Here is a 19,093-nt window from a genome sequence, read left to right as displayed (position 1 = left end):
CTGGCTCAAGTTGACGCTATTATACGTCATCGCCTTCGAGAGTTTTACCCATTAATGTTGCCGCTTCACGATTTATCTCGTTAAATTTGGCTGACATAGTCTCATACACTTGAGCAGAAAAGGCCTTCACATCGGCTTTATCTAACCCTTCGGTCGGGATAGGCGCCATCATCTCAATGATCACCACCCCGTTATCCCAACGGTTTAAATTAATATGGCTCTGACAAGAGGCAAGCACTGGCACTATCGGCACCCCTGCGGCAATCGCCGTATGAAACGCGCCAGCCTTAAAGGGGAGCAAACCGCGGCCACGTGAGCGGGTACCCTCAGGGAAAATCCACACTGATAAACGGTTCTGTTTAATCTTTTCGGCGGTTTTAGCCATGGTATCGAAGGCACTGTTGCGATTTTTTCTATCGATCAGAATATTGCCCGATAACCAGTAGATCTGCCCGAATAGCGGGATCCACACTAAGCTCTTTTTGCCTAAGCTGACCGTGCTTTTCGGCACTGCTTTAGTATGAGTGAACAGATCGAAGTTATTTTGATGGTTCCCTAAAAAGATATAAGGGCCATCCTGAATTTCTTTATGCCGACGCACTATGACTTTAAGCCCTAGAATAGGGGCGACGGATGAGAAGATCTTGGCGAACATATGTACATTGTCACGGTGACGGGGCCGCATCAAGCAGACCAATCCACCAAAAATAAACGCGAGTAACAATGACACAGCCAACAACACAGATCTGACGAGTAACAGCACGACATACTCCAAGGATGAAAGTGGCGACAGTATAGCCACCCAGCCCTAGGGACTCAATATAATGTTTACATCTGTAAGCTGAGTTGCTAACAATCCAAACAAAAGCCCATCGATACACGCGCAATCATGCACGACGATGGGCTTTTAAATCAATATCTAAGCTTAAACGGCTAAGCTAAAAACCTAGTTTGCGACCTGGCGCACTGCCGCGGTTTGACTTAAGCCTAAACGGAAGACCAAGGCACTAAGGGCCAAAGTCGCGACAATTGCCGCGCCGCTCGGTAAGTCCAACGTTGCCGAGAGCACCAGCCCCAGCAAGTAACCCATAAGGCCGACCAGATAAGCGTAAAATAGGCCGTTCTTACCTTGGTACTTGTTGAGCGCAAGAGCAGGCAAAATAAGCGTGCTAAACACTAAATAGACCCCTACCAGCTCTACCGACAAAGTGATCACTAGCGCAAATAGCAGATAGAATCCCGCACCGTTTAAGATCTGTGGCCGCAGAAAAATCACCGCTAACACAGCCGCATAAACCACAGTCGGCAACACTAATTGCGACCAACTCACCCAAAGGATCTGGCCCGACATCAATTGCTTTAACAGCTCAGCCCCGTGGGGATCGTTCGCCAGCAATAGCATGGCCGCCACCGCCGACAACACGTAAAAGCAACCTATCATCGCCTCTAGCTCACCCGCCATCCGCTTAGATAACCAAGCGATAAAACCCGCCCCCGCAAGGGCGAATAAGGCTGGCATCCACACATTAGAAAATGGCATCTCTTCTAACCTGTGGTCCATGTGCGCCACAATCGCCCCCAACGCGGCGACTTGCGCAATGGCTAAATCGATAAAGATAATCCCACGCTTAAGCACTTGTTTTCCAAGTACAATATGCGTTGAGAGCACTAAGATCCCCGCTGCCAGTGCTGGCAGCAGGATCGACATCAGTTCCAGATCCAACATAGGCTTATTTCACCCCGTTTAAGAGGGCAATCGCGCTGTCGTAGAGGCTGAAGAGATCTTGACTCGCATCATTGCCACCTACCGACATTGGCAACATAAGCACAGGTAGATTAGCCTTTTCACCCAACCACTTAGCACCACGCTCATCCTGATAGGACGCCACAACTACCGCCAGAATATCGCCCTGCTCGGCGCGGCTCAGCAAACTGGCTAAATGGCCGCTAGTCGGTGCCAGACCGGGTTTAGGCTCAAGATCAGCAGCTTGTTCAATCCCCAACCAGTTGAACAGATATCTAAAACTGGTGTGATAGGCGATGACCTTTTTGCCTTTTAACGCTTTGGCCTGCTCTTCCCAGCGGGGGATCGCCGCCTGCCAACGAGTGCTAAAGTCCGCTAATGCCTTTTGGTAATTTGCCGCCTCGCTCGGGTCGAGTTGGCTCATCTTAGCGCTGAGCGCATTCGCGACGCTTAGCAAACGCGTCGGATCGAAGTGGATATGCGGATTTCCCTGAGCATGCACATCCCCCATGCTACGGTCCACACTCGCTAACTTATCTAAGGTATCGATTTGATCGGCGGCGAAAAACAGCCCCTGATCGGTAGAGCGAACCTTAGCGTTAGCCGACTTCATTTGCAGCATTGGCAGCCAACCGATTTCTAAATCGGCGCCCGCACAGACCACCAGATCCGCTTGGCGCATTTTGGCGATCAAACTCGGACGCGCCTGCACTTGATGCGGATCCTGTAAGGCCGTGGTTGCCGAATAAATGCTGGCGTTTGGAGCCAACTCTTTTGCCAATGCGGCATATTCGGGTTCACAGGCAAACACATTCAGCTCTGCGTGGGCAAAGCCTGAACAAGCGAAAGACAGGGCCGCTGCGGCCGCTTTAACAAAATTAGAATTGATGCGCACCGTGAGCCCCCAGAGACATAATGTATTGAACAGTGAAAACATTGTCGTCTTCGATTCCATCGAAGTTAGTTCCCTTCTGATTGGTGTACTGGAAACGTACCGTCGAGAAATGGCTCGAATGCCACGCCAGACTCACCTCAGATTCCTTTAACTTCTGTCCATGGAAATGATCGCCATGGAGCTCTTGGGTATCCACCTCGCCGTAACGCACACCCGCAGACCAGCTAGGCGTGAATTGATATACGCTGCTCAGATACCAACCTTGGTGATAATCCTTGCTCGGTGCATCTTCGGGATGAAGGTCGCTCGGCACAAAGTCCGTCACACGGTAATACTCGCCGCTCAGAGTCAGGTTTTGGTATTTATAGTTACCATTTGGCGCCCATTTATACACAAAATCAGCACCATAGGTGTTTTTACCTGTGTAAGATGCCGCATGGCTGTGGTCATGGCCTTCCTCGGCGGTTTCGTCTTCGTGCTCATCGCCCTCTTCATGGGCTGTGACTTGGCCATTTTCGTTACGTAGGTAACTTAAGCCCGCCTGCCATGAACTGTTATCACCAATGTCACCACCGATTTTGGTGTAAAAGGTGTATACGCCCACATTTTTAAACTCACGTTCGCCGTGTTCATCGGCGGCGCGCATGCTGTCGCCCTTGAAGGCTTCGGCGCCTAAGGTCCAATACAGATCCGTTGGCGCCACAAAGTTTAAGCGCACACCGTCGTCAAAGTAATGGCCACCAAAAAAAGCGCGGTAAGCAATAGGACGGTCGGTGAATGAATCCGTGTGTAAATGCTGGTTATTTAAATAACCGATATCCGATAAGAAACGTCCGCCACGGATTGAGAACCCCGCTGGCATCGCCATAGTTTGGATAAAGGCTTCTTCGAGATTAAGCTCAGTTTCACCGTCGTGCATCTCAACAACGGCAGTGACTTTGCCGTAGAACATGTCGTCAATGTTGGCGCTCATCGCCAGCTCAGTTTCACCTAAACCAAATCCTTCGGCGGTTTCGGCCAATGGACGCTCGGCCGTTTGATAATAGCCATTCAGCACTGCGCTGATCGCCGGATTAGTTAAACTTGAGTCAGCGGCAAATAACGTCGGTGAAGCAAATGCGCACGCCAAAGCCACCAAAGAAATTCGGTTGTTAAAAACAGTCATGATATCTCCAAAATACAACTAGCGCTCGATGACTCATCCAAGTCATCAAGAAATACAATAAGTTATAATGTAAAAGTTGATTTAGCGGAGAACAGGTGGCGCGCGGCTTAGGTAAACACTGACGTGTTTGGAGAAGCTAACGGGTAAGACAAATTCACAGACATCGAACCGCTGTACCGCTAAATCGAGCTTAAGCGGTTGGGTGAGCAGAATTTTATTCAGCTGATGTTGATGGAAGCACAGGGTACAGTGCGTCTTTGCCCCATCATCAAGGTGGGTCACACTATGGGCTGAGGCAACAAAAGACAGCAACACCAATACGGCTGCAAGCCATATCGAAATTGTGCGTCTTATGTGACTGTGCAGTCTCACTCAGTCGTCCCCATAGTAAAAAAGTGGCACAAGTTTAAGTCAGGCCACTAGCAAGTTGCAATAAGGTAATAGGCGCCCAATGCGTTACAAGATATTTACCATTGCAACTTTAGGATGAAAAACGCACAACAAAAAACCGGCTCAAGTTGGCAAAAAGAGTTATTTAAGATTAGCTTAAGTCAGTAAAACTATGATGTGCCCAGTGTAATACTGGCTAATATGTCATTCTATTCAATCCAGCAAAAGGCAACCCAAATGCTAGCATTCTTTCGTGAAAACTTAGGATTAATCTTAGGGATAGTGATTTTCGGCGCAGTAATTTTGGGCGGGATTTATTACGTAGAACACTCACTCGAGAGCCAAGAGCAGGTTATCCAATAACTCAGCCCTAGCCTAAACCAAGTTGAGCCTGTGCGATACCCCCTGCGCGGCTCGACTCGGTTAATCTAACACCCTCACCTCTAGCGATACTTTTGCCGTTGATCGCTATCGTCTTGCTTCTCTGGCGCCTCAATCGTTTGTAGTTGATCCATAAAATGGCTCACCAGCAGCAACATCACACAGAAGATCATCACAGGGATCAAAAAATGCCGCGTCGAGGCATCGAAATAACTGTACAAGCCTGTCAGCACACTCGCATAAAAGCCAAATAATTTTAACTTCAACAGTTTAGGATTGTGTCCCAGCCACGCTGAACAATGGGGACATTGCACTTGAGCGTGAAAGCCCTTTCCGCGCTGTTGGGTGATTTGGGCAATTTTGATCGACTGATGGCAATGGGAGCACAGCATTTAGAGTAGGTTCCTCGACATGGGGCGCTAAGTTTATCAGAATTTCCCGCCACTCAGTCGAACTAATTAGCGCAGCGTTTTAAAACCTCACTCCCATAGCGAAAGCTGCAAACCAGCGCACAAATTTTATACTCGGATAGCATTTTATGCGGTTCTAATTTTACAGTGTTTAGTGCAGCTCCTATTATGTACCTACCTATTTTTATTGAAGATAACGCCTATGCGCCGCTCACTCATATTCATGTTCGCCCTCAGCTTTCCCCTGCTATTGAGTACCGAGGTTTTCGCGACGGATGCAGCCGAACCCGTTGCCGCCACTCAAACCGCTACCGTCCCTAACGAAGCCCAAAACGAATTAATTACGCTAAAGTCAGCGATTAAAGAGGATATTGCGCGCTTATCCCAATCCCAAGGTGAGTTGCGCACCATTGTTGAATATCGCATTCAAAACAAGACATTGCAGCTACGCAATAAGATTAAAGTGCTGTTAGAAGATGAGAACTACGATAAAGCCTTTATGTTGGCATTGGTGCAAGAGCAGCTGACATTTAATCTTAAAATCAACGACTACTTCAATGATATCGTCACCAAGTTGTCCCATAAACTCGGCTCGGCGGATGATGAGTCGACCTTACTCGAAATCTCTAAACGTGAGCTAGATAAGGACAACAACTACAAACAACGACTCGAGACCTTAAACTGGCTCGGCCAAATGGGCGAAGATGTCGCAGCGCAGAAAGCAGAGCTGACCCAAATTCTCTTAAGTCGCGCCGATAACTTCGATAGCTTTGTCACTTTTACCCAGCAGCAGTTACAAAATGCAGTTAACGCCGCCACTAATGCCGGTAAAGATGTGACCGCCGCGCAAACCAGTCGCGTCATGCAGCTAAAGGACAGATTGGCGCTCAATAGCCAGAGCCTTAGCATAGATATCGACTTACTCGATGCGCTCGAGCAAAACACCGCCTCACTGAAAAAGACCCTGTTCAGTATCTCAGGCGATATCACTCAGGATGTCTTGAGTATCGATGTGGCCTCAAGCTTAGTCGAACAATGGCTGCATACGGCCAAAGAACAGTCCATCAACCATGGCCCGACTTTAGTCTTTAAGCTATTTATCTTCTGTATGATCCTGTTTGTCGCAAGCCTTGCGGGCAAACTGGCGAAGAAGATTGTGAGCAATACCGTTAGTAACTCTAAGTTAAATTTTAGTAAGTTACTGCAAGACTTCTTTACCTCGCTCTCGGGAAAAGCGGTCTTCACTATCGGTGTACTGATAGCCCTCTCCCAGCTTGGGATTGAGTTAGGCCCGTTATTGGCAGGCTTTGGTATCGCCGGTGTGATCATAGGTTTCGCCCTGCAGGATTCACTCTCGAACTTTGCCTCGGGCATGATGATTTTGATCTATCGTCCCTACGATGTGGGTGACTTGATTAGCGCCGCTGGTGTAACGGGGCGCGTAAGCCATATGAGCCTAGTCTCCACCACAATTAAAACGTTAGATAACCAAAGGCTTATTATTCCTAACAACAAGATTTGGGGTGATACCATTAACAATATTACCGCCGAGCACCAACGCCGCGTCGACATGACCTTCGGCATTGGCTATGGCGACAATATTGAGCACGCCGAAGCCGTGCTTAAGTCGATTGTTGAGGCGCATCCTAAGGTGCAAAAAATCCCTGCACCGCTAATTAAGCTGCACGTTTTAGGGGAGTCCTCGGTCGACTTTATCGTCCGTCCTTGGGCTAAACCCGAAGATTATTGGGATGTGTACTGGGATATTACCCGCGAAGTGAAAATGCGCTTCGATGCCGAGGGCATCAGCATTCCTTTCCCGCAGCGCGATGTGCATATTTACCAAACCAGTAAATAACGCTTCGCCAAGGCGATAACTACACAAAAGGCGCAATCCTAGATTGCGCCTTTTTGATTATATTCAAACCGTTAAACGATTAACCTAAACCGGTAATCTCGCCATCCGCGCCGATATCAATCTTTAAATAGCCCGGAACTAATCCAAGCCCTGGCATAGTCATCACATTCCCCACCAGCGCGGTAATAAATCCGGCTCCAGCATTTAACACTAACTCGCGCACAGGCACGATAAAACCCTGCGGTACGCCTTTAAGTTGAGGGTCATGGCTAATGGATAAGGGTGTTTTTGCCATGCAGACGGGTAAATCGGCGTAACCGAGGGCACTGAGTTCTTGTAATTGCAGCTTAGCCGCCTCGGATAAACTCACCCCAGCAGCGCCATAGCCAACTTCAGCCAAGGTCGATAATTTCGCCTCAAGCGCCATGTCATCGGGATATAGCAGGGTAAACTCGCTTGGCTGCTCACAGGCGCGCATGACGGTTTGCGCCAAGGCCAATGCCCCCGCCTCACCTTGGCTGAAAGCCTCGCTAAGCTCGCAGCCAAAGGCGGCGGTGCCCGCAACGGCCTCAATCAACCAGTTAAGCTCGGCATCCGTATCGGTTGCAAATCGATTAATAGCCACCACAACGGGAATACCGTAACGCGCCACATTGTTGATATGCCAGTTTAAGTTGGCAAATCCCGCCTCGAGACGGGTTTGGTCGGGCGCATTGATATCCGCATCCGACGTCAAGCCGCTATTTGCCTTCAATGCCTTTAAGGTGGTCACTAACACCGCAGCGCTCGGGGCTAATCCAGACTGGCGCGCCTTAATATTACAAAATTTCTCAAACCCCATATCGGAGCCAAAACCGCCTTCCGTCACCACAAAATCGGCCAGTTTTAAGGCGATATCGTCGGCAATCACCGACGAGTTGCCATGGGCAATATTCGCAAATGGCCCTGCGTGAATAAGACAAGGCGCACCGTTTAAGGTCTGCATCAAGGTGGGTTTTACCGCATCCGCCATGATCGCCGTCATCGCGCCGGCAACGCCAAGGTCTTCCGCGCTAATAGCCGCACCTTGGCGATTGACTGCCAGCACAAGCTTGCCAATGCGCGCGCGCATATCCGCCAGATTACGACTGAGTGCCAGAATCGCCATTAACTCAGAGGCGGCGGTAATATCAAAGCCAGAAGTGTAAGCTGGGCCATTATTCTCACCTAGCCCAACCTCTATTTCACGTAAACAGCGATCGTTATGATCGACCACCCTGTGCCAACGGATCCCATTTGGCGCTATATCTAAGTAACTCAGCCCGGACTGCTGCTCAAATTCGGCCTTACCTAAACGTGTTTCATGATATAGCCGAGAGGCTATCGCCGCCGCGCCAAGATTATGGGCACTGCTGACGGCATGAATATCACCTGTTAGATGCAGATTCAGCTCCTGCATGGGCACCACTTGGGCGTAACCGCCACCAGCGGCTCCGCCTTTCACCCCAAATACTGGGCCCATACTGGGCTGACGAATACAGGCGCACACCTTGTTACCTAGCGCTTTGAGGGATTGGGTTAAACCAATGGTGGTAACGGTTTTGCCTTCGCCGTGGGGCGTTGGTGTCACGGCGGTGACAATGATCAGTTTGCCCTGTTGCTGCTCGGCTAAACGCTGCTGCACACGTAAATCTACCTTGGCTTTAGTCGTGCCAAATAGCTGCATCTCATCGGGCAATAACCCAAATTCGGCGCCAAGCGCTGCGATATCTTTTAGGTGCGCACGGCGCGAAATATCCATATCGGTTAGCATGGGTCATCTCTCCCTTGGGTATTTTGGTATCCCCGCTCGGCATGCGAGCAGGAAATACAAAATAGATATGCAAAATCGGTAAGTATCAGCAACGGCTGATTGAATATGGCGGATATTAGGTGATTAGCTTTAAGATATATAGCCATCGAAAGGGTTAATGAGCGATTCCTTAATCTGCATCAAATAAATCGACTCGGGTCCTTTCCCCTACAAAATACAGATTCCCAAAAGAGAAACAACATGAGCGGAGCCCCTTTTAGTTTTTCAGAGTTTGTTGCCGGCTTTTGGCGAATGCACAGTTGGCAAATGTCACCTGCCGAGCGGCTTAACCTGATAGAACAGTATTTAGACCTAAGTGTGACCACTATGGATCACGCCGATATTTATGGCCAATACCAGTGCGAAACCCTGTTCGGCGAGGCGTTAGCGCTAAAACCCGCCTTAAGGCAGCAGATGCAATTGGTCAGCAAATGTGGCATTAAGCCCGCCTTCGATTGTCGCCCAGAGCGCTACGTAAACCACTACGACACTTCCAAGGCACATATTATTGCCAGTGTGGAGCAATCACTAAAGCAGCTGAAAACCGATTATTTAGATCTGCTGCTGATCCACAGACCCGATCCTTTAATGGACGCCGATCAAGTGGCCGAAGCCTTTGCTGACTTAAAACAGGCGGGCAAAGTGCAACACTTTGGGGTATCTAACTTCACCAACACGCAGTTTTCATTATTGCAGTCGAGATTAGCTGAGCCTTTAATCACCAATCAAATCGAAATTTCACCGCTAACAATGGCGAGTTTGCACGATGGTACTCTCGATTTATGTCAGGAGCGGCACATTCGGCCTATGGCTTGGTCGTGTTTAGGCGGCGGTAAGATCTTTGATAATAACCATCCACAGGCGATTCGCCTGCAACAAACCTTAGCCGTCATCGCCGATGAGATTGGTGCCCAAGATATCAGTCAAGTGATTTATGCCTGGGTGCGGATGTTACCGAGTCGGCCCGTGCCGATTATTGGCAGTGGCAATATCGAGAGGATAAAAACAGCGGTGGCTGCACAGTCACTCACCCTAGACAGGCAGCAATGGTTTAGTATCTGGCAAGCATCAACCGGACACAGCGTGCCTTAGCACTGTAAACAACACCAACAAAAACGGCGCCTTAGGCGCCGTTTTCATCATGCTTAAAGCTGCACTTCACCACTGAGGTGCGGTCTGCGACCTTTACTGTCTCGTAGCTCAAATACCCACTTATCTTGTGATTTTTCGTAACCAAATCCCACTTCTGCGGGCATCAGTAACGGCAGCTTAAAGGCCACATCGACCACAAAGGGGCGTTCACCAATCTCAGGCATTAATTCCGCTAAACAGCGCGCCTTAGACCACATACCGTGGGCCAGCACACGGTCAAAACCGAAACGTTTGGACAGCACGGGATGCAGGTGGATCAGGTTATAGTCGCCTGATGCTTTAGCATAACGACGACCTAAATCTTCACTCAATTCCCATGATTGGGGTGAATCCCAAGCCATTTCAAGCGCCTTAGGTGGGCGAACACGGCGGCCAGCGGTCTCGATACGATAGAGGTAAGTCGACAACGATTCCCACACCAGCTCTTCGCCCACAAATGCCTTAGAGACAAATTCAAACTCTAAGCCTGAATCGGTTTCACGGCTGGTCGTTAACGCGCATTCGAGGGAGAACACTTCATCGACTGTCGTCGGACGATAGACTTGAATACGGTTCTTTAAATGGATCATCCCCAGCAGCGGGAAGGTAATACCATCGTGGGTAAAAATCACCGCATGCAGGCGAAATGCCATCACATACAAATAGGTTGGCGGTAATATTTTACCGTCGAAATTAAAGCCACACACTTGGGCATATTGGCTAACTTTGGCCTCGGACACTTGCACATTGGGCGCCGACACCTTGATATAAGGTAAGGGCTGTTGATCCCAACCGGGCTTACGACCAAAGAAAATCTTGCGATAAAGAGAAAACAGCGAGGGCATCGCGTTCAATTCAACACAATATGCATTATTCAAGTCTGAGTACCTTTTAATTAACTATCCCTACGCACGAATAACCAGAAATACCCCGTACAGATGCATAACATCTGAAAAATCAAAAAGCTCACGAGTGTAAAACAGGCAAAACTGTGTCTAAAAAGGGCTGATGCTGACTCACCGAATGGACAATTATACCCAAACAACCTGAAGATGAGGATTCAGCGGGAATGTAACGCTCTTTAGGCAAGGTCATTTATTGCTCCTGCATAAATGACATTCACACCTTCCATGGTGCTTGCGGTTATTTGCGGACCTAGTGGACTAAGTTAAAAATAACCAACACAGCATAAAGAGCGTTAAAACCCGCCGAGACGGAGCGCCTAGGGCACTCCACTTCGGTGTTGCATCAATTCACAAGGTGTTCACATTCCTTCATTGATGCGCCTTGAATTGAAGCCCCCTAGACGCTCTGAAACTCATATCTTCAGGTCGCTTGGGTATATTAGAGTCAGGTTTATCGAAAACGGCGTGATTATACCCCAGCGGATAGAGTTCTGGATATCCCCAACTTTACTGTGATTTTTTATCCTATTAAAAATCAATATATTATAAAAACATGGCCCTGCATGACTTTGCCTTATCCACACTGCGAGTGCGAAAATATTACGCCTGTGCCACACTATCGCCCCCAGTCTTTAACTTAGTTAACCCGTGCAAGATAAGAATTTCGATAAACTCGCGCAAAAGTTCGCGAAGAACATTTATGGCACCCCTAAAGGTGAAATCCGTGCCGCCGTATTATGGCGCGATCTCGCTCCCGCCTTGGCACAATTGGGCGATAAAAAATTGCGGATTTTAGATGCGGGCGGCGGCTTTGGTTATTTCAGCCAAAAGCTGGCACATCTGGGCCATGAAGTGGTGCTGTGCGATATTTCCGCTGAAATGCTTGCCCAAGCGAAAACACAAATCGATGCCAGCGACACGCCATTGGCAATCCGTTTGGTTCATGCACCGATTCAGGATCTATCAGTCGACGAACATGGCAAGTTCGATCTTATCCTTTGCCATGCCGTAGTCGAATGGCTGGCCGATGCGAAAACCACCATGGAAGGCTTGCTGACTATGCTTAAGCCCAATGGGCTGTTTTCACTGATGTTTTACAATAAAGAAGCGATGCGCTTTCATGCGTTAGTGTCGGGTAATTTCGACTATGTTGCCGCCGATCTTAAAGTGAAGAAGAAGGTGCGCCTCACGCCCACGCACCCGCTTTATATTCATGATGTTAAACAATGGTTTGCTGAATGGCACATGACCCTGCTGCGCGAATCTGGCGTGCGAGTCATTCACGACTATTTGAAAAAACATCAGCCTGCGGATTTTGACTATCAAAAGTTGCTGACGATGGAGCTCGAATATTCCCAACGTGAGCCCTATATTTCGCTCGGCCGATATGTGCATTTTCTGGGGCAAAGCGCCGCAACCGACACATCCGCATAAGCTCGCGAAACAATAAAGGACGCCAAGGCGTCCTTATTGTTTAAAAGCCGTTGATTAGACACTCGCTCTGCGCACTAAGTGTGTTCACCCCCAGTGCGTTTAACACCAGTGCTTTCAACCCCTGTGCTTTCAACACCAGAGTGCCAACCCCAATCATCCGTCACGCAGCGATATCAGTCACATTGCTCACGCCAACAGGCGATTACGGTGGCGCCCTTCTGTTTAAGTAGCTGCACCACGCTTTTATCACCCACCACATGGCCGGCACCCACCACCACAAATAGTGGCTCACTGGCGGCTTCTGCGGTCATCAATCTCATCATGCCATCGGCCATGACTTTATTACGCTGCCAGAGAATTTTATCCAGCATCAGGGTATCGCCCTCACCGCCAAGCTGCTCCTGCATCAAAGTATCAAGTGCAGTTTCATCACCGGAGCGCCACGCCTCAACCAGCGAGAGTAGTTCGGCATCAGAGGCATTAATGGCTTCGCGCACCATAGACCACTGGACTTGGCTATCGAAGGAGGCCAGTAATTGGAACTGCGACTCAGCCGTCTCTAACTGATACACAGGCTTACCCGTACGTCCAAGTAACTGCATATCGACACCATAGTCGGTGCTAAAGCCTAAGCTATTGTAACGTAAAAGATTAAGTTGAGATGCCTGCAACCAAGGTGCAAAGGCTTGAATCGACTGGCATAAGCTTGCCTTGTCTTCACAATAGTGGCGCATCACCTCTACCGTTTGCTTATCTCGGCTCTGCCAATCGAGCCCCTGTTCATGAGTCGCCATACCATACTTTTGCAATAGGGCGCGGCTGTCGATTTTATTAGTATCGATTTCAACCACTAATCCCTTGGATTTGGTAAATGCCGCCTCCACTTGCGCTGGCATAGGATAAAAATCGGCACGGCCAATATGGATTGAACCCAAAAGGTAAGCGGATTTCCCCTGCCATTGCACCTGATAAAACGGCGGTTTATCCGTTTGCGCCGCCCAACTCGGCCCGCAGGTAAACATTGCGACGCCACACAGCGCCAGTAATAGTCTCCACCGACTTGTTGCCATATCCTTTGCCCCTTATAATTCCTGCAAATTTTGCAATGAGACGCTGTTATGCCACACACTAAGGTTATAGAGCAACTGAAAGAAAACCTTCAAATCGCCTATCGCCAAGCCATAGACGCTGACACTAAGTTAGATGAGTTGAAAAAAGCGGGCCATGGGAAATTCACTAGTATTTTCACAGCCGAACAAGGCTTTATGGTGTCGAGCAACCGCTTTTTGCCCTATGTGCAAGAATTAGTGGATGACCTCACTAAGCTGCAACAACAGAGCAGCCTAGATCCCGCCGCACTAGAAACCTTAGTGCGCCAACTGGCCACCCTACTCAAAACCTTGCACGCCTTTAAAAAGCAGAGCTAATTCAATAAACGCTGAAATATCATCAATTTCAGCGTTTGCTCTCATTTCCAACCTACGGATTTTCGGCAAACAAAATTGTCATCATTTTGTCATTTCTAAGTCATAGACTCCGCAAACATTGTCGTGGGGGCTGAAGTAATGACGAGTTTAGATCTGGCAAAAGAGCTTGATAAGATAATCACAAAGGGGGCAATCAGCCCGCTTTTTCAGCCCATATTCAATATCTTGGAACACAAGATCCACGGATTTGAAGCCCTGAGCCGCGGGCCAGAGCACAGCCCACTCTACTCACCCATTCCGCTGTTTAAAACCGCGGAGCATCAGGGCAAATTGAGCGAGCTTGAGACCTTATGCCGCCGTATTTCGCTGGAACAATTTAAACTGCGCCAGTTCCAAGGCCGTTTGTTTATCAATATTTCCCCTAAGGCCCTGCTCGATCCCACCCATCCTAAGGGCATGACGCTGCAACTGTTACAGCAGCTTGGGATCTCACCTTCACAGGTGGTGATTGAGTTATCGGAGCAATATCCCGCCGACGATATCGACTTACTGAAATCTTGCCTGAATCACTATCGCAGCCAAGGCTTTATGACCGCTATCGATGATTTAGGTGCGGGTTACTCGGGTTTACGTCTTTGGTCTGAGTTATCACCCGACTATGTGAAAATCGATCGCCACTTTATTCACCAAATCGATTCGACCCCGGTTAAACAAGAATTTGTGCGCTCGATAGTCGAACTGTGCCAGAGCCTCACCTGCAAAGTGATTGCCGAAGGGATTGAAACCCAAGAAGAACTCGCCGTACTCAAACAGCTAGGCATAGTCTATTGTCAGGGGTATTTGCTCGGACGCCCCGAGGCGCAGCCGAGTCGCGCAATGAAAGCGACCTTAGTGCTGAATAATACCCAAGTTCAGCCCAGATACAGCGAATCCGCCGAAAGCCTCTGCACCAGCGCAATTACTGTGGTACCGACACTTAAGCTTAAACACTTAAGCGATACTTTTAGCTCTCAACCCGCCTTACAGGCCGTGGTTGTGGTGCAAGATCAACTGCCGCTGGGGATTATCAGTAGAGCGACTTTGCTGGAACTTTTTAGCACGCCCTATGGTCGAGCCCTTCATGAAAACCACGCCGTAAGTGAAGTGATGGACCCGCAAGTGTTGCAGATTGAAGCCAGCGAGCCCCTGTCGATTGTGAGTCAATTACTGACCTCGGAGAGCGCCAATACTGTCGCCCAGCAATTTATCATTCTGCGCCGTGGCAAGTTGCTCGGCATTGGCCACACTAAAGATTTACTACAGCGGATCACCGAGCACAGGATCAAGATGGCAAGGCATGCCAATCCGCTAACGGATTTACCCGGTAATGTGCCTATTCAGGAAGAACTCAAACGCCTCAGAAACCAACAAAAGCCTTTCTACTTGGCCTATTTTGACCTCTGTCAGTTCAAGCCCTATAACGATATTTACGGCTTTTGCCGCGGCGATGAGGTGATCTGCGAGGTTGCCAATCTGTTAGTTAAATACAAGACGGACAACTGTTTTATCGGCCATGTCGGTGGCGATGACTTTGTGGTGATCAGCACCTGTGAGCAACTCATCGACCGCTGCCAACGGATATTGACGGATTTTGAGGCCAATAAGTCGCTCTTTTATAGTGCAGAGCACTGGCAAGCCCAAGAAATGCTCGCCGATGATAGGCAAGGACAAGCCTGTTATCACAAGCTAATCAGCCTCTGTGTCGGCGTGCTTACCCCCGCCCATACCTATAACTGTAATGAACATAGCCTATCGACCTTAAGTGCCAAGGCAAAAAAACAGGCAAAATCCGCAAGTAACGGATTTTGCCTGTTAGAAGAACTCAATATAACCCAAGCCCTAAGCGCTTAGGCGAGAGTGGTGACAGATGCGCCTAGAGTTTAGGTGCGATGGTTTTCTTTAACCAATCGCGCAGCATTTCAGTCTCATACATAAATGGCTTGTCAGTGATAGGTTGAATGCCCGTCATAAAGCCCATGTCTGAAAGCTTTTCGTCCCCGGCGATGATCACTTTGTCATTCTCAAGCACTTGATAACTAAAGGTCATGCGTGGTGGATAAATCTCTTTGATCACCCGTAAATCATCGGCTGTAGCACCAAAGGTTGGGCGCATATCACCGGCTAAGTCGACATCGGTCACCGTCATCTCTAACTTTTGATTCGGTTTTAAAACCTTTGCCGCTTCTTTATTGATATTGGTGGTTAAGGTATCGAATAAACGCTTTTCATAACGGGACTGAATTTCACCCGATGATTTAATATCACGGAAATCCTTTGGGTTTTGCCAAACAATCTTAACCACCCCATCTTCTGTCACTGGGTCGGTTTTCGCCTCGTCTGCGGCCCATACAGCACTGCAACTCAACACGCTGGCGAGTAATAAGAACTGAACTTTCATATTTGCCTCCTAGGCCTAATTGTTTCTGCCATATACCGTACAAAATCTAACCTGAACTTCAGCTTAATGCAAAATCGTATTTATGACAGCATAGACTAAGTAAGCTTTTGTATAGATTGGTAAATAATTTAAGCTAATCGCTATCAATCCGTATCTTTTTGTATCTTAACGCACCAAACGAGTGCAAAGTTATTAATTTGTGATCATTTAACGCGCATCTTACTTAAAAAAGTATTATCCTTCGCTCAATCTTTTATGACCACGACTCAAAAATGAAATTCCCCGTTGTACCCGTGTTTGTGTTAATCCTCTTTACATGCTTTGCCAGCGCCATTTGGTTTATCTCTTCGGGAGAGAAAGACACGCGCCCCGAAACCTGGTCATCCTTTATTTATACCCATGGTTATGATTCTGGGAAGTATAAGAAAATGGATAATTTCGACAGTTATGAAGCCTGTCGTGACTATGCCAAGGAGCAATCTTCCTTTTACGATAATGTGCCTTGGGAGTGTGGTCTAAAGTGCGGCTTCGATTCCCGTAAACAGGGTTTTCAATGCCAAGAGATGCGAAACGAGCAGTAAGATAGCGGTTCAGCCAAGGTTCAAGATCCCTCCAGTATGCTTAATTTCTCAGCAATACCTTTGGTTTTGTTTGTCATGGATGCACGATGAAAGCCAAACGACGATTTAAAGACTAACCGATTATCGGTAATTTAAATTTGGAGTGATCTATGAAACTAACAACCGCAAAGCTACAACAACCTATGATGGCAAAGCTTGCCTTACTGACACTGCTCGCCCTAGGCACACTCGTCAGTTTACCTAGCCATGCCACCACCCTCAGCGCTGCGCAGCAGCAAGTGGTGAAATCGCACTTTGATAAACTGGCTCAGTCACAACAGCAGGCAGAAGAGCGCATGACTGAACAGCTCGACCAAGACTTTAGCCGCGAATTAGCGGAGCAAGAGCATCAACTGATGCGCCAAACTTGCCCTCGCTACGGCATGACCTTCGATATCAGCAGCAATGCCTGCTTACGCTCGTAAGCCAAATTAAAACGGAAAACGCGCACTAAGCTCAGGATATTGCTGCTTTAAATCTTTGGGCTTAGTGCTAAATTTTTTACCCGCAGGTGTCGCCTTACCCGAAGGCATAAAAGGCAACTCCTTACCCGTTCTGTCTTCAAATAGTTGACCCGCGATCAAGTCGTAATCTTCAATAAAAGGATAGGCGTAGCCGTCTTTCTCGGGCCATGCTGGTAACTGCGCCAAAGTGTCAGGATTGGCAATCACCGCCTCATAACGGGCCTGCCCAAGTGAGATCAGAAACGCGCGAAATTCAGCAAAGGCATAATCGGAATCACAGCCAGTGATGATATAAGCCGCTCCCCATACCGACCATAAGTAGCTACGACGCATCTGTTGGCCAAACAATTTATCGAAGGCTTTTAACTCCTCGTCACTCAGCTCTGCCAACTTTTGCTTTAATGCCTGCGCTAAAGATTCCTGGGATTGCGCGGGTTCACTGCGGGTCACTAAGTCCCAAAATTCTACTTCTGTCATCACTTAACCTAATATTGAATGCCTAAGCAAAGGCGTATTCTACATGATAATACGGTTATGCTGGACTCAGTTCAGGGCTTTTCCTACACTTGCTCCACTTAAAATCAGCCATAAACGCTAACCCTATGCCTAAACGCCTTATTCTACTGATTGCCCTCTACACCCTGTTTGCTGTGGCAGCACTACTACGTGCCGTTGCTACCGGTTCATTCGACCTCTTTAGCTTAGGTGTATTGCCGGTTTTGTTTGGCATACTCACACAGGCACCTTGGTCTAGCTTAGTGCTGAAAATTTATATTGGATTACAAACCTTAGGCCTGTCGGCATTGGGGATTACCGCGATTATCGCCTATCAAATTACCCCGCAAGACGTCAAAGTAGTGGTTGAAGGTCACAACATCCCTATGTTGCCCTTAGTCTTAAGCATCATCGCCTTATTGTTAGTACAGTATTGGGTAGCCTTTTCCCGCATCACCCATCATTATTTAACCGCAAAGGTAAAAGCGTAAGCTTGTTTATTGCTAAGCCCTTGTTTCTAGCCTAAGTTAACGGCTCCCTAAAAGACCTGATAAAGCCAGCCACTATGACTCATTTATCGCCTAGCGAACTCTCGATTCTCATTGTTGAGCCATCGGAAACCCAGCGCCGCATTATCATCAAGCGTTTACAGCAAGAAGGCATTATCAGCATCCAAAATGCCGCAAGTTTGACCCAAGCAAGGGAGTTGATTGCCCGCCACAAGCCGGATCTCATCGCCAGTGCCATGTATTTTGAAGATGGCACCGCGACCGAGTTTTTAAGCTACCTGCGCACCAACAGCGAATATAAAGACATTCAATTTATGTTGGTTTCGAGCGAATGTCGCCGCGAGCAATTAGAAATTTTCCGCCAGTCTGGCGTGGTCGCGATTCTGCCAAAACCTTTTAATGCCGAACACTTAGGTAAGGCGCTGAATGCGACCATCGATTTGCTCAGCCACGATGAACTCGACCTAAGTCACTTCGATGTGCATGACGTGCGTGTGCTCGTGGTCGATGACAGCCGCATGGCGCGCAATGTGATTAAACGTACCATTGGCAACCTTGGGATCAAGCAGATCACCGAAGCGGAAGATGGCGCTCAAGCCATTGAGTTAATGCGTAATAATATGTTTGACCTGATCATTACCGATTACAATATGCCCAGTGTTGATGGCCTAGCACTCACTCAATTTATCCGTAATGAAAGCCAGCAATCCCATGTGCCTATCCTAATGGTGTCTTCGGAAGCGAATGATGCTCACCTGAGCAATGTCTCTCAGGCGGGAGTCAATGCCCTGTGCGATAAACCCTTCGAACCCAAATTGGTGAAGCAGCTCTTATATCAACTGCTCGAAGAATAAAACCTAAGTCACGAATGGGGTAAATATTCTGCATTTTTGTTACTTATAGGACACAAGCCCGCAGCAAAGGGCTTTCCAACGGCTAAACCTTGTGGCATGTTAGGCACGCTGACTTAATAAATCTACGGAAAGAAGAGACAATA

21 protein-coding genes are annotated in these 19,093 nt (G+C 48.2%); 10 read left to right on the top strand and 11 right to left on the bottom strand.

The features are described from left to right. Positions 1-19: 19 nt before the first annotated feature. The 5 genes from N7386_RS02885 to N7386_RS02865 form a co-directional block, all read right to left on the bottom strand. Entirely contained in the window at positions 20-763 is a 744-nt protein-coding gene (locus N7386_RS02885; protein WP_279766998.1) for a 1-acylglycerol-3-phosphate O-acyltransferase, read from the bottom strand. Between the two features lie 183 nt (positions 764-946). After that, the gene (locus N7386_RS02880; protein ID WP_086902950.1) at positions 947-1,726 is read right to left on the bottom strand and encodes a metal ABC transporter permease; all 780 of its coding nucleotides are present in this window, start codon (positions 1,724-1,726) and stop codon (positions 947-949) included. Between the two features lie 4 nt (positions 1,727-1,730). Continuing rightward, positions 1,731-2,639: a zinc ABC transporter substrate-binding protein gene (locus N7386_RS02875; protein ID WP_089068540.1), complete on the bottom strand. Its 909-nt coding sequence runs from the start codon at positions 2,637-2,639 to the stop codon at positions 1,731-1,733. Next, the gene (locus N7386_RS02870) at positions 2,623-3,804 is read right to left on the bottom strand and encodes a membrane protein (RefSeq protein WP_011715763.1); all 1,182 of its coding nucleotides are present in this window, start codon (positions 3,802-3,804) and stop codon (positions 2,623-2,625) included. The genes N7386_RS02875 and N7386_RS02870 overlap by 17 nt, the downstream gene beginning before the upstream one ends. A gap of 81 nt (positions 3,805-3,885) precedes the next feature. Continuing rightward, positions 3,886-4,176: an ABC-type zinc uptake system zinc chaperone gene (locus tag N7386_RS02865; protein ID WP_086902952.1), complete on the bottom strand. Its 291-nt coding sequence runs from the start codon at positions 4,174-4,176 to the stop codon at positions 3,886-3,888. 255 nt (positions 4,177-4,431) lie between these two features. Between N7386_RS02865 and N7386_RS02860 the strand changes: the two genes are divergently transcribed. After that, entirely contained in the window at positions 4,432-4,557 is a 126-nt protein-coding gene (locus tag N7386_RS02860) for a hypothetical protein (RefSeq protein WP_011621366.1), read from the top strand. An 80-nt stretch (positions 4,558-4,637) separates the two neighbouring features. Here the strand turns inward: N7386_RS02860 and N7386_RS02855 are convergent, their stop codons facing one another. Next, positions 4,638-4,967: a hypothetical protein gene (locus N7386_RS02855; RefSeq protein WP_011621365.1), complete on the bottom strand. Its 330-nt coding sequence runs from the start codon at positions 4,965-4,967 to the stop codon at positions 4,638-4,640. Between the two features lie 220 nt (positions 4,968-5,187). On the opposite strand from N7386_RS02855, the gene N7386_RS02850 reads away from it, so the two are divergent. Further along, positions 5,188-6,843 carry a mechanosensitive ion channel family protein gene (locus tag N7386_RS02850; protein ID WP_011715761.1) on the top strand — a complete coding sequence of 552 codons (1,656 nt, stop codon included), beginning with the start codon at positions 5,188-5,190 and terminating at the stop codon, positions 6,841-6,843. Positions 6,844-6,922: 79 nt separating this feature from the next. Here N7386_RS02850 and N7386_RS02845 read toward each other — a convergent pair whose 3' ends face one another. Next, entirely contained in the window at positions 6,923-8,635 is a 1,713-nt protein-coding gene (locus N7386_RS02845) for a formate--tetrahydrofolate ligase (RefSeq protein ID WP_279766995.1), read from the bottom strand. Between the two features lie 240 nt (positions 8,636-8,875). On the opposite strand from N7386_RS02845, the gene N7386_RS02840 reads away from it, so the two are divergent. Then, on the top strand, positions 8,876-9,766 hold the full coding sequence (locus tag N7386_RS02840; protein ID WP_126512383.1) for an aldo/keto reductase family oxidoreductase: 891 nt from the start codon (positions 8,876-8,878) through the stop codon (positions 9,764-9,766). A 53-nt stretch (positions 9,767-9,819) separates the two neighbouring features. Here N7386_RS02840 and N7386_RS02835 read toward each other — a convergent pair whose 3' ends face one another. Continuing rightward, positions 9,820-10,650 carry a MaoC/PaaZ C-terminal domain-containing protein gene (locus N7386_RS02835; RefSeq protein WP_084796712.1) on the bottom strand — a complete coding sequence of 277 codons (831 nt, stop codon included), beginning with the start codon at positions 10,648-10,650 and terminating at the stop codon, positions 9,820-9,822. A gap of 708 nt (positions 10,651-11,358) precedes the next feature. On the opposite strand from N7386_RS02835, the gene N7386_RS02830 reads away from it, so the two are divergent. After that, positions 11,359-12,144, top strand: a complete 786-nt coding sequence (locus N7386_RS02830) for a methyltransferase domain-containing protein (RefSeq protein WP_126512382.1) — start codon at positions 11,359-11,361, stop codon at positions 12,142-12,144. 173 nt (positions 12,145-12,317) lie between these two features. On the opposite strand, the gene N7386_RS02825 is transcribed toward N7386_RS02830, so the two are convergent. Further along, on the bottom strand, positions 12,318-13,214 hold the full coding sequence (locus tag N7386_RS02825) for a TraB/GumN family protein (RefSeq protein WP_279766994.1): 897 nt from the start codon (positions 13,212-13,214) through the stop codon (positions 12,318-12,320). Between the two features lie 48 nt (positions 13,215-13,262). Here N7386_RS02825 and N7386_RS02820 point away from each other — a divergent pair, with 48 nt between their 5' ends. Both N7386_RS02820 and N7386_RS02815 read left to right on the top strand, forming a co-directional pair. Next, positions 13,263-13,571 (top strand): prephenate dehydrogenase, encoded by a 309-nt coding sequence (locus N7386_RS02820; RefSeq protein ID WP_086902958.1) that lies wholly within the window; start codon positions 13,263-13,265, stop codon positions 13,569-13,571. Positions 13,572-13,709: 138 nt separating this feature from the next. After that, positions 13,710-15,461: a GGDEF domain-containing protein gene (locus tag N7386_RS02815; RefSeq protein ID WP_279766992.1), complete on the top strand. Its 1,752-nt coding sequence runs from the start codon at positions 13,710-13,712 to the stop codon at positions 15,459-15,461. 22 nt (positions 15,462-15,483) lie between these two features. Here N7386_RS02815 and N7386_RS02810 read toward each other — a convergent pair whose 3' ends face one another. After that, positions 15,484-16,008, bottom strand: coding sequence for a DUF3016 domain-containing protein (locus tag N7386_RS02810; RefSeq protein ID WP_279766991.1), 525 nt, complete (start codon positions 16,006-16,008; stop codon positions 15,484-15,486). A 272-nt stretch (positions 16,009-16,280) separates the two neighbouring features. On the opposite strand from N7386_RS02810, the gene N7386_RS02805 reads away from it, so the two are divergent. Both N7386_RS02805 and N7386_RS02800 read left to right on the top strand, forming a co-directional pair. Continuing rightward, the gene (locus N7386_RS02805; protein WP_011715752.1) at positions 16,281-16,589 is read left to right on the top strand and encodes a hypothetical protein; all 309 of its coding nucleotides are present in this window, start codon (positions 16,281-16,283) and stop codon (positions 16,587-16,589) included. 149 nt (positions 16,590-16,738) lie between these two features. Then, the gene (locus N7386_RS02800; protein ID WP_279766989.1) at positions 16,739-17,053 is read left to right on the top strand and encodes a hypothetical protein; all 315 of its coding nucleotides are present in this window, start codon (positions 16,739-16,741) and stop codon (positions 17,051-17,053) included. A 6-nt stretch (positions 17,054-17,059) separates the two neighbouring features. Here N7386_RS02800 and N7386_RS02795 read toward each other — a convergent pair whose 3' ends face one another. After that, the gene (locus N7386_RS02795) at positions 17,060-17,569 is read right to left on the bottom strand and encodes a DUF4240 domain-containing protein (RefSeq protein WP_279766988.1); all 510 of its coding nucleotides are present in this window, start codon (positions 17,567-17,569) and stop codon (positions 17,060-17,062) included. 125 nt (positions 17,570-17,694) lie between these two features. On the opposite strand from N7386_RS02795, the gene N7386_RS02790 reads away from it, so the two are divergent. Then, on the top strand, positions 17,695-18,078 hold the full coding sequence (locus N7386_RS02790) for a hypothetical protein (RefSeq protein WP_086902963.1): 384 nt from the start codon (positions 17,695-17,697) through the stop codon (positions 18,076-18,078). A gap of 74 nt (positions 18,079-18,152) precedes the next feature. Next, positions 18,153-18,950, top strand: coding sequence for a response regulator (locus N7386_RS02785; protein ID WP_086902964.1), 798 nt, complete (start codon positions 18,153-18,155; stop codon positions 18,948-18,950). Positions 18,951-19,093: the final 143 nt, after the last annotated feature.

It is taken from the genome of Shewanella sp. GD04112, assembly GCF_029835735.1.
Classification (GTDB): Bacteria; Pseudomonadota; Gammaproteobacteria; order Enterobacterales; family Shewanellaceae; genus Shewanella.
Note: the sequence above shows the minus strand (reverse complement) of the source record. Positions and strands in the feature narration are given on the sequence as shown.

What these genes read in the sequence shown, in the direction of transcription:
- N7386_RS02880 (WP_086902950.1), bottom strand. Translation starts at nt 1,726, where the DNA reads ATGTTGGATCTGGAACTGATGTCGATCCTGCTGCCAGCACTGGCAGCG.
- N7386_RS02870 (WP_011715763.1), bottom strand. Translation starts at nt 3,804, where the DNA reads ATGACTGTTTTTAACAACCGAATTTCTTTGGTGGCTTTGGCGTGCGCA.
- N7386_RS02860 (WP_011621366.1), top strand. Translation starts at nt 4,432, where the DNA reads ATGCTAGCATTCTTTCGTGAAAACTTAGGATTAATCTTAGGGATAGTG.
- N7386_RS02855 (WP_011621365.1), bottom strand. Translation starts at nt 4,967, where the DNA reads ATGCTGTGCTCCCATTGCCATCAGTCGATCAAAATTGCCCAAATCACC.
- N7386_RS02850 (WP_011715761.1), top strand. Translation starts at nt 5,188, where the DNA reads ATGCGCCGCTCACTCATATTCATGTTCGCCCTCAGCTTTCCCCTGCTA.
- N7386_RS02845 (WP_279766995.1), bottom strand. Translation starts at nt 8,635, where the DNA reads ATGCTAACCGATATGGATATTTCGCGCCGTGCGCACCTAAAAGATATC.
- N7386_RS02840 (WP_126512383.1), top strand. Translation starts at nt 8,876, where the DNA reads ATGAGCGGAGCCCCTTTTAGTTTTTCAGAGTTTGTTGCCGGCTTTTGG.
- N7386_RS02835 (WP_084796712.1), bottom strand. Translation starts at nt 10,650, where the DNA reads ATGCCCTCGCTGTTTTCTCTTTATCGCAAGATTTTCTTTGGTCGTAAG.
- N7386_RS02825 (WP_279766994.1), bottom strand. Translation starts at nt 13,214, where the DNA reads ATGGCAACAAGTCGGTGGAGACTATTACTGGCGCTGTGTGGCGTCGCA.
- N7386_RS02820 (WP_086902958.1), top strand. Translation starts at nt 13,263, where the DNA reads ATGCCACACACTAAGGTTATAGAGCAACTGAAAGAAAACCTTCAAATC.
- N7386_RS02815 (WP_279766992.1), top strand. Translation starts at nt 13,710, where the DNA reads ATGACGAGTTTAGATCTGGCAAAAGAGCTTGATAAGATAATCACAAAG.
- N7386_RS02810 (WP_279766991.1), bottom strand. Translation starts at nt 16,008, where the DNA reads ATGAAAGTTCAGTTCTTATTACTCGCCAGCGTGTTGAGTTGCAGTGCT.
- N7386_RS02805 (WP_011715752.1), top strand. Translation starts at nt 16,281, where the DNA reads ATGAAATTCCCCGTTGTACCCGTGTTTGTGTTAATCCTCTTTACATGC.
- N7386_RS02800 (WP_279766989.1), top strand. Translation starts at nt 16,739, where the DNA reads ATGAAACTAACAACCGCAAAGCTACAACAACCTATGATGGCAAAGCTT.
- N7386_RS02795 (WP_279766988.1), bottom strand. Translation starts at nt 17,569, where the DNA reads ATGACAGAAGTAGAATTTTGGGACTTAGTGACCCGCAGTGAACCCGCG.
- N7386_RS02790 (WP_086902963.1), top strand. Translation starts at nt 17,695, where the DNA reads ATGCCTAAACGCCTTATTCTACTGATTGCCCTCTACACCCTGTTTGCT.
- N7386_RS02785 (WP_086902964.1), top strand. Translation starts at nt 18,153, where the DNA reads ATGACTCATTTATCGCCTAGCGAACTCTCGATTCTCATTGTTGAGCCA.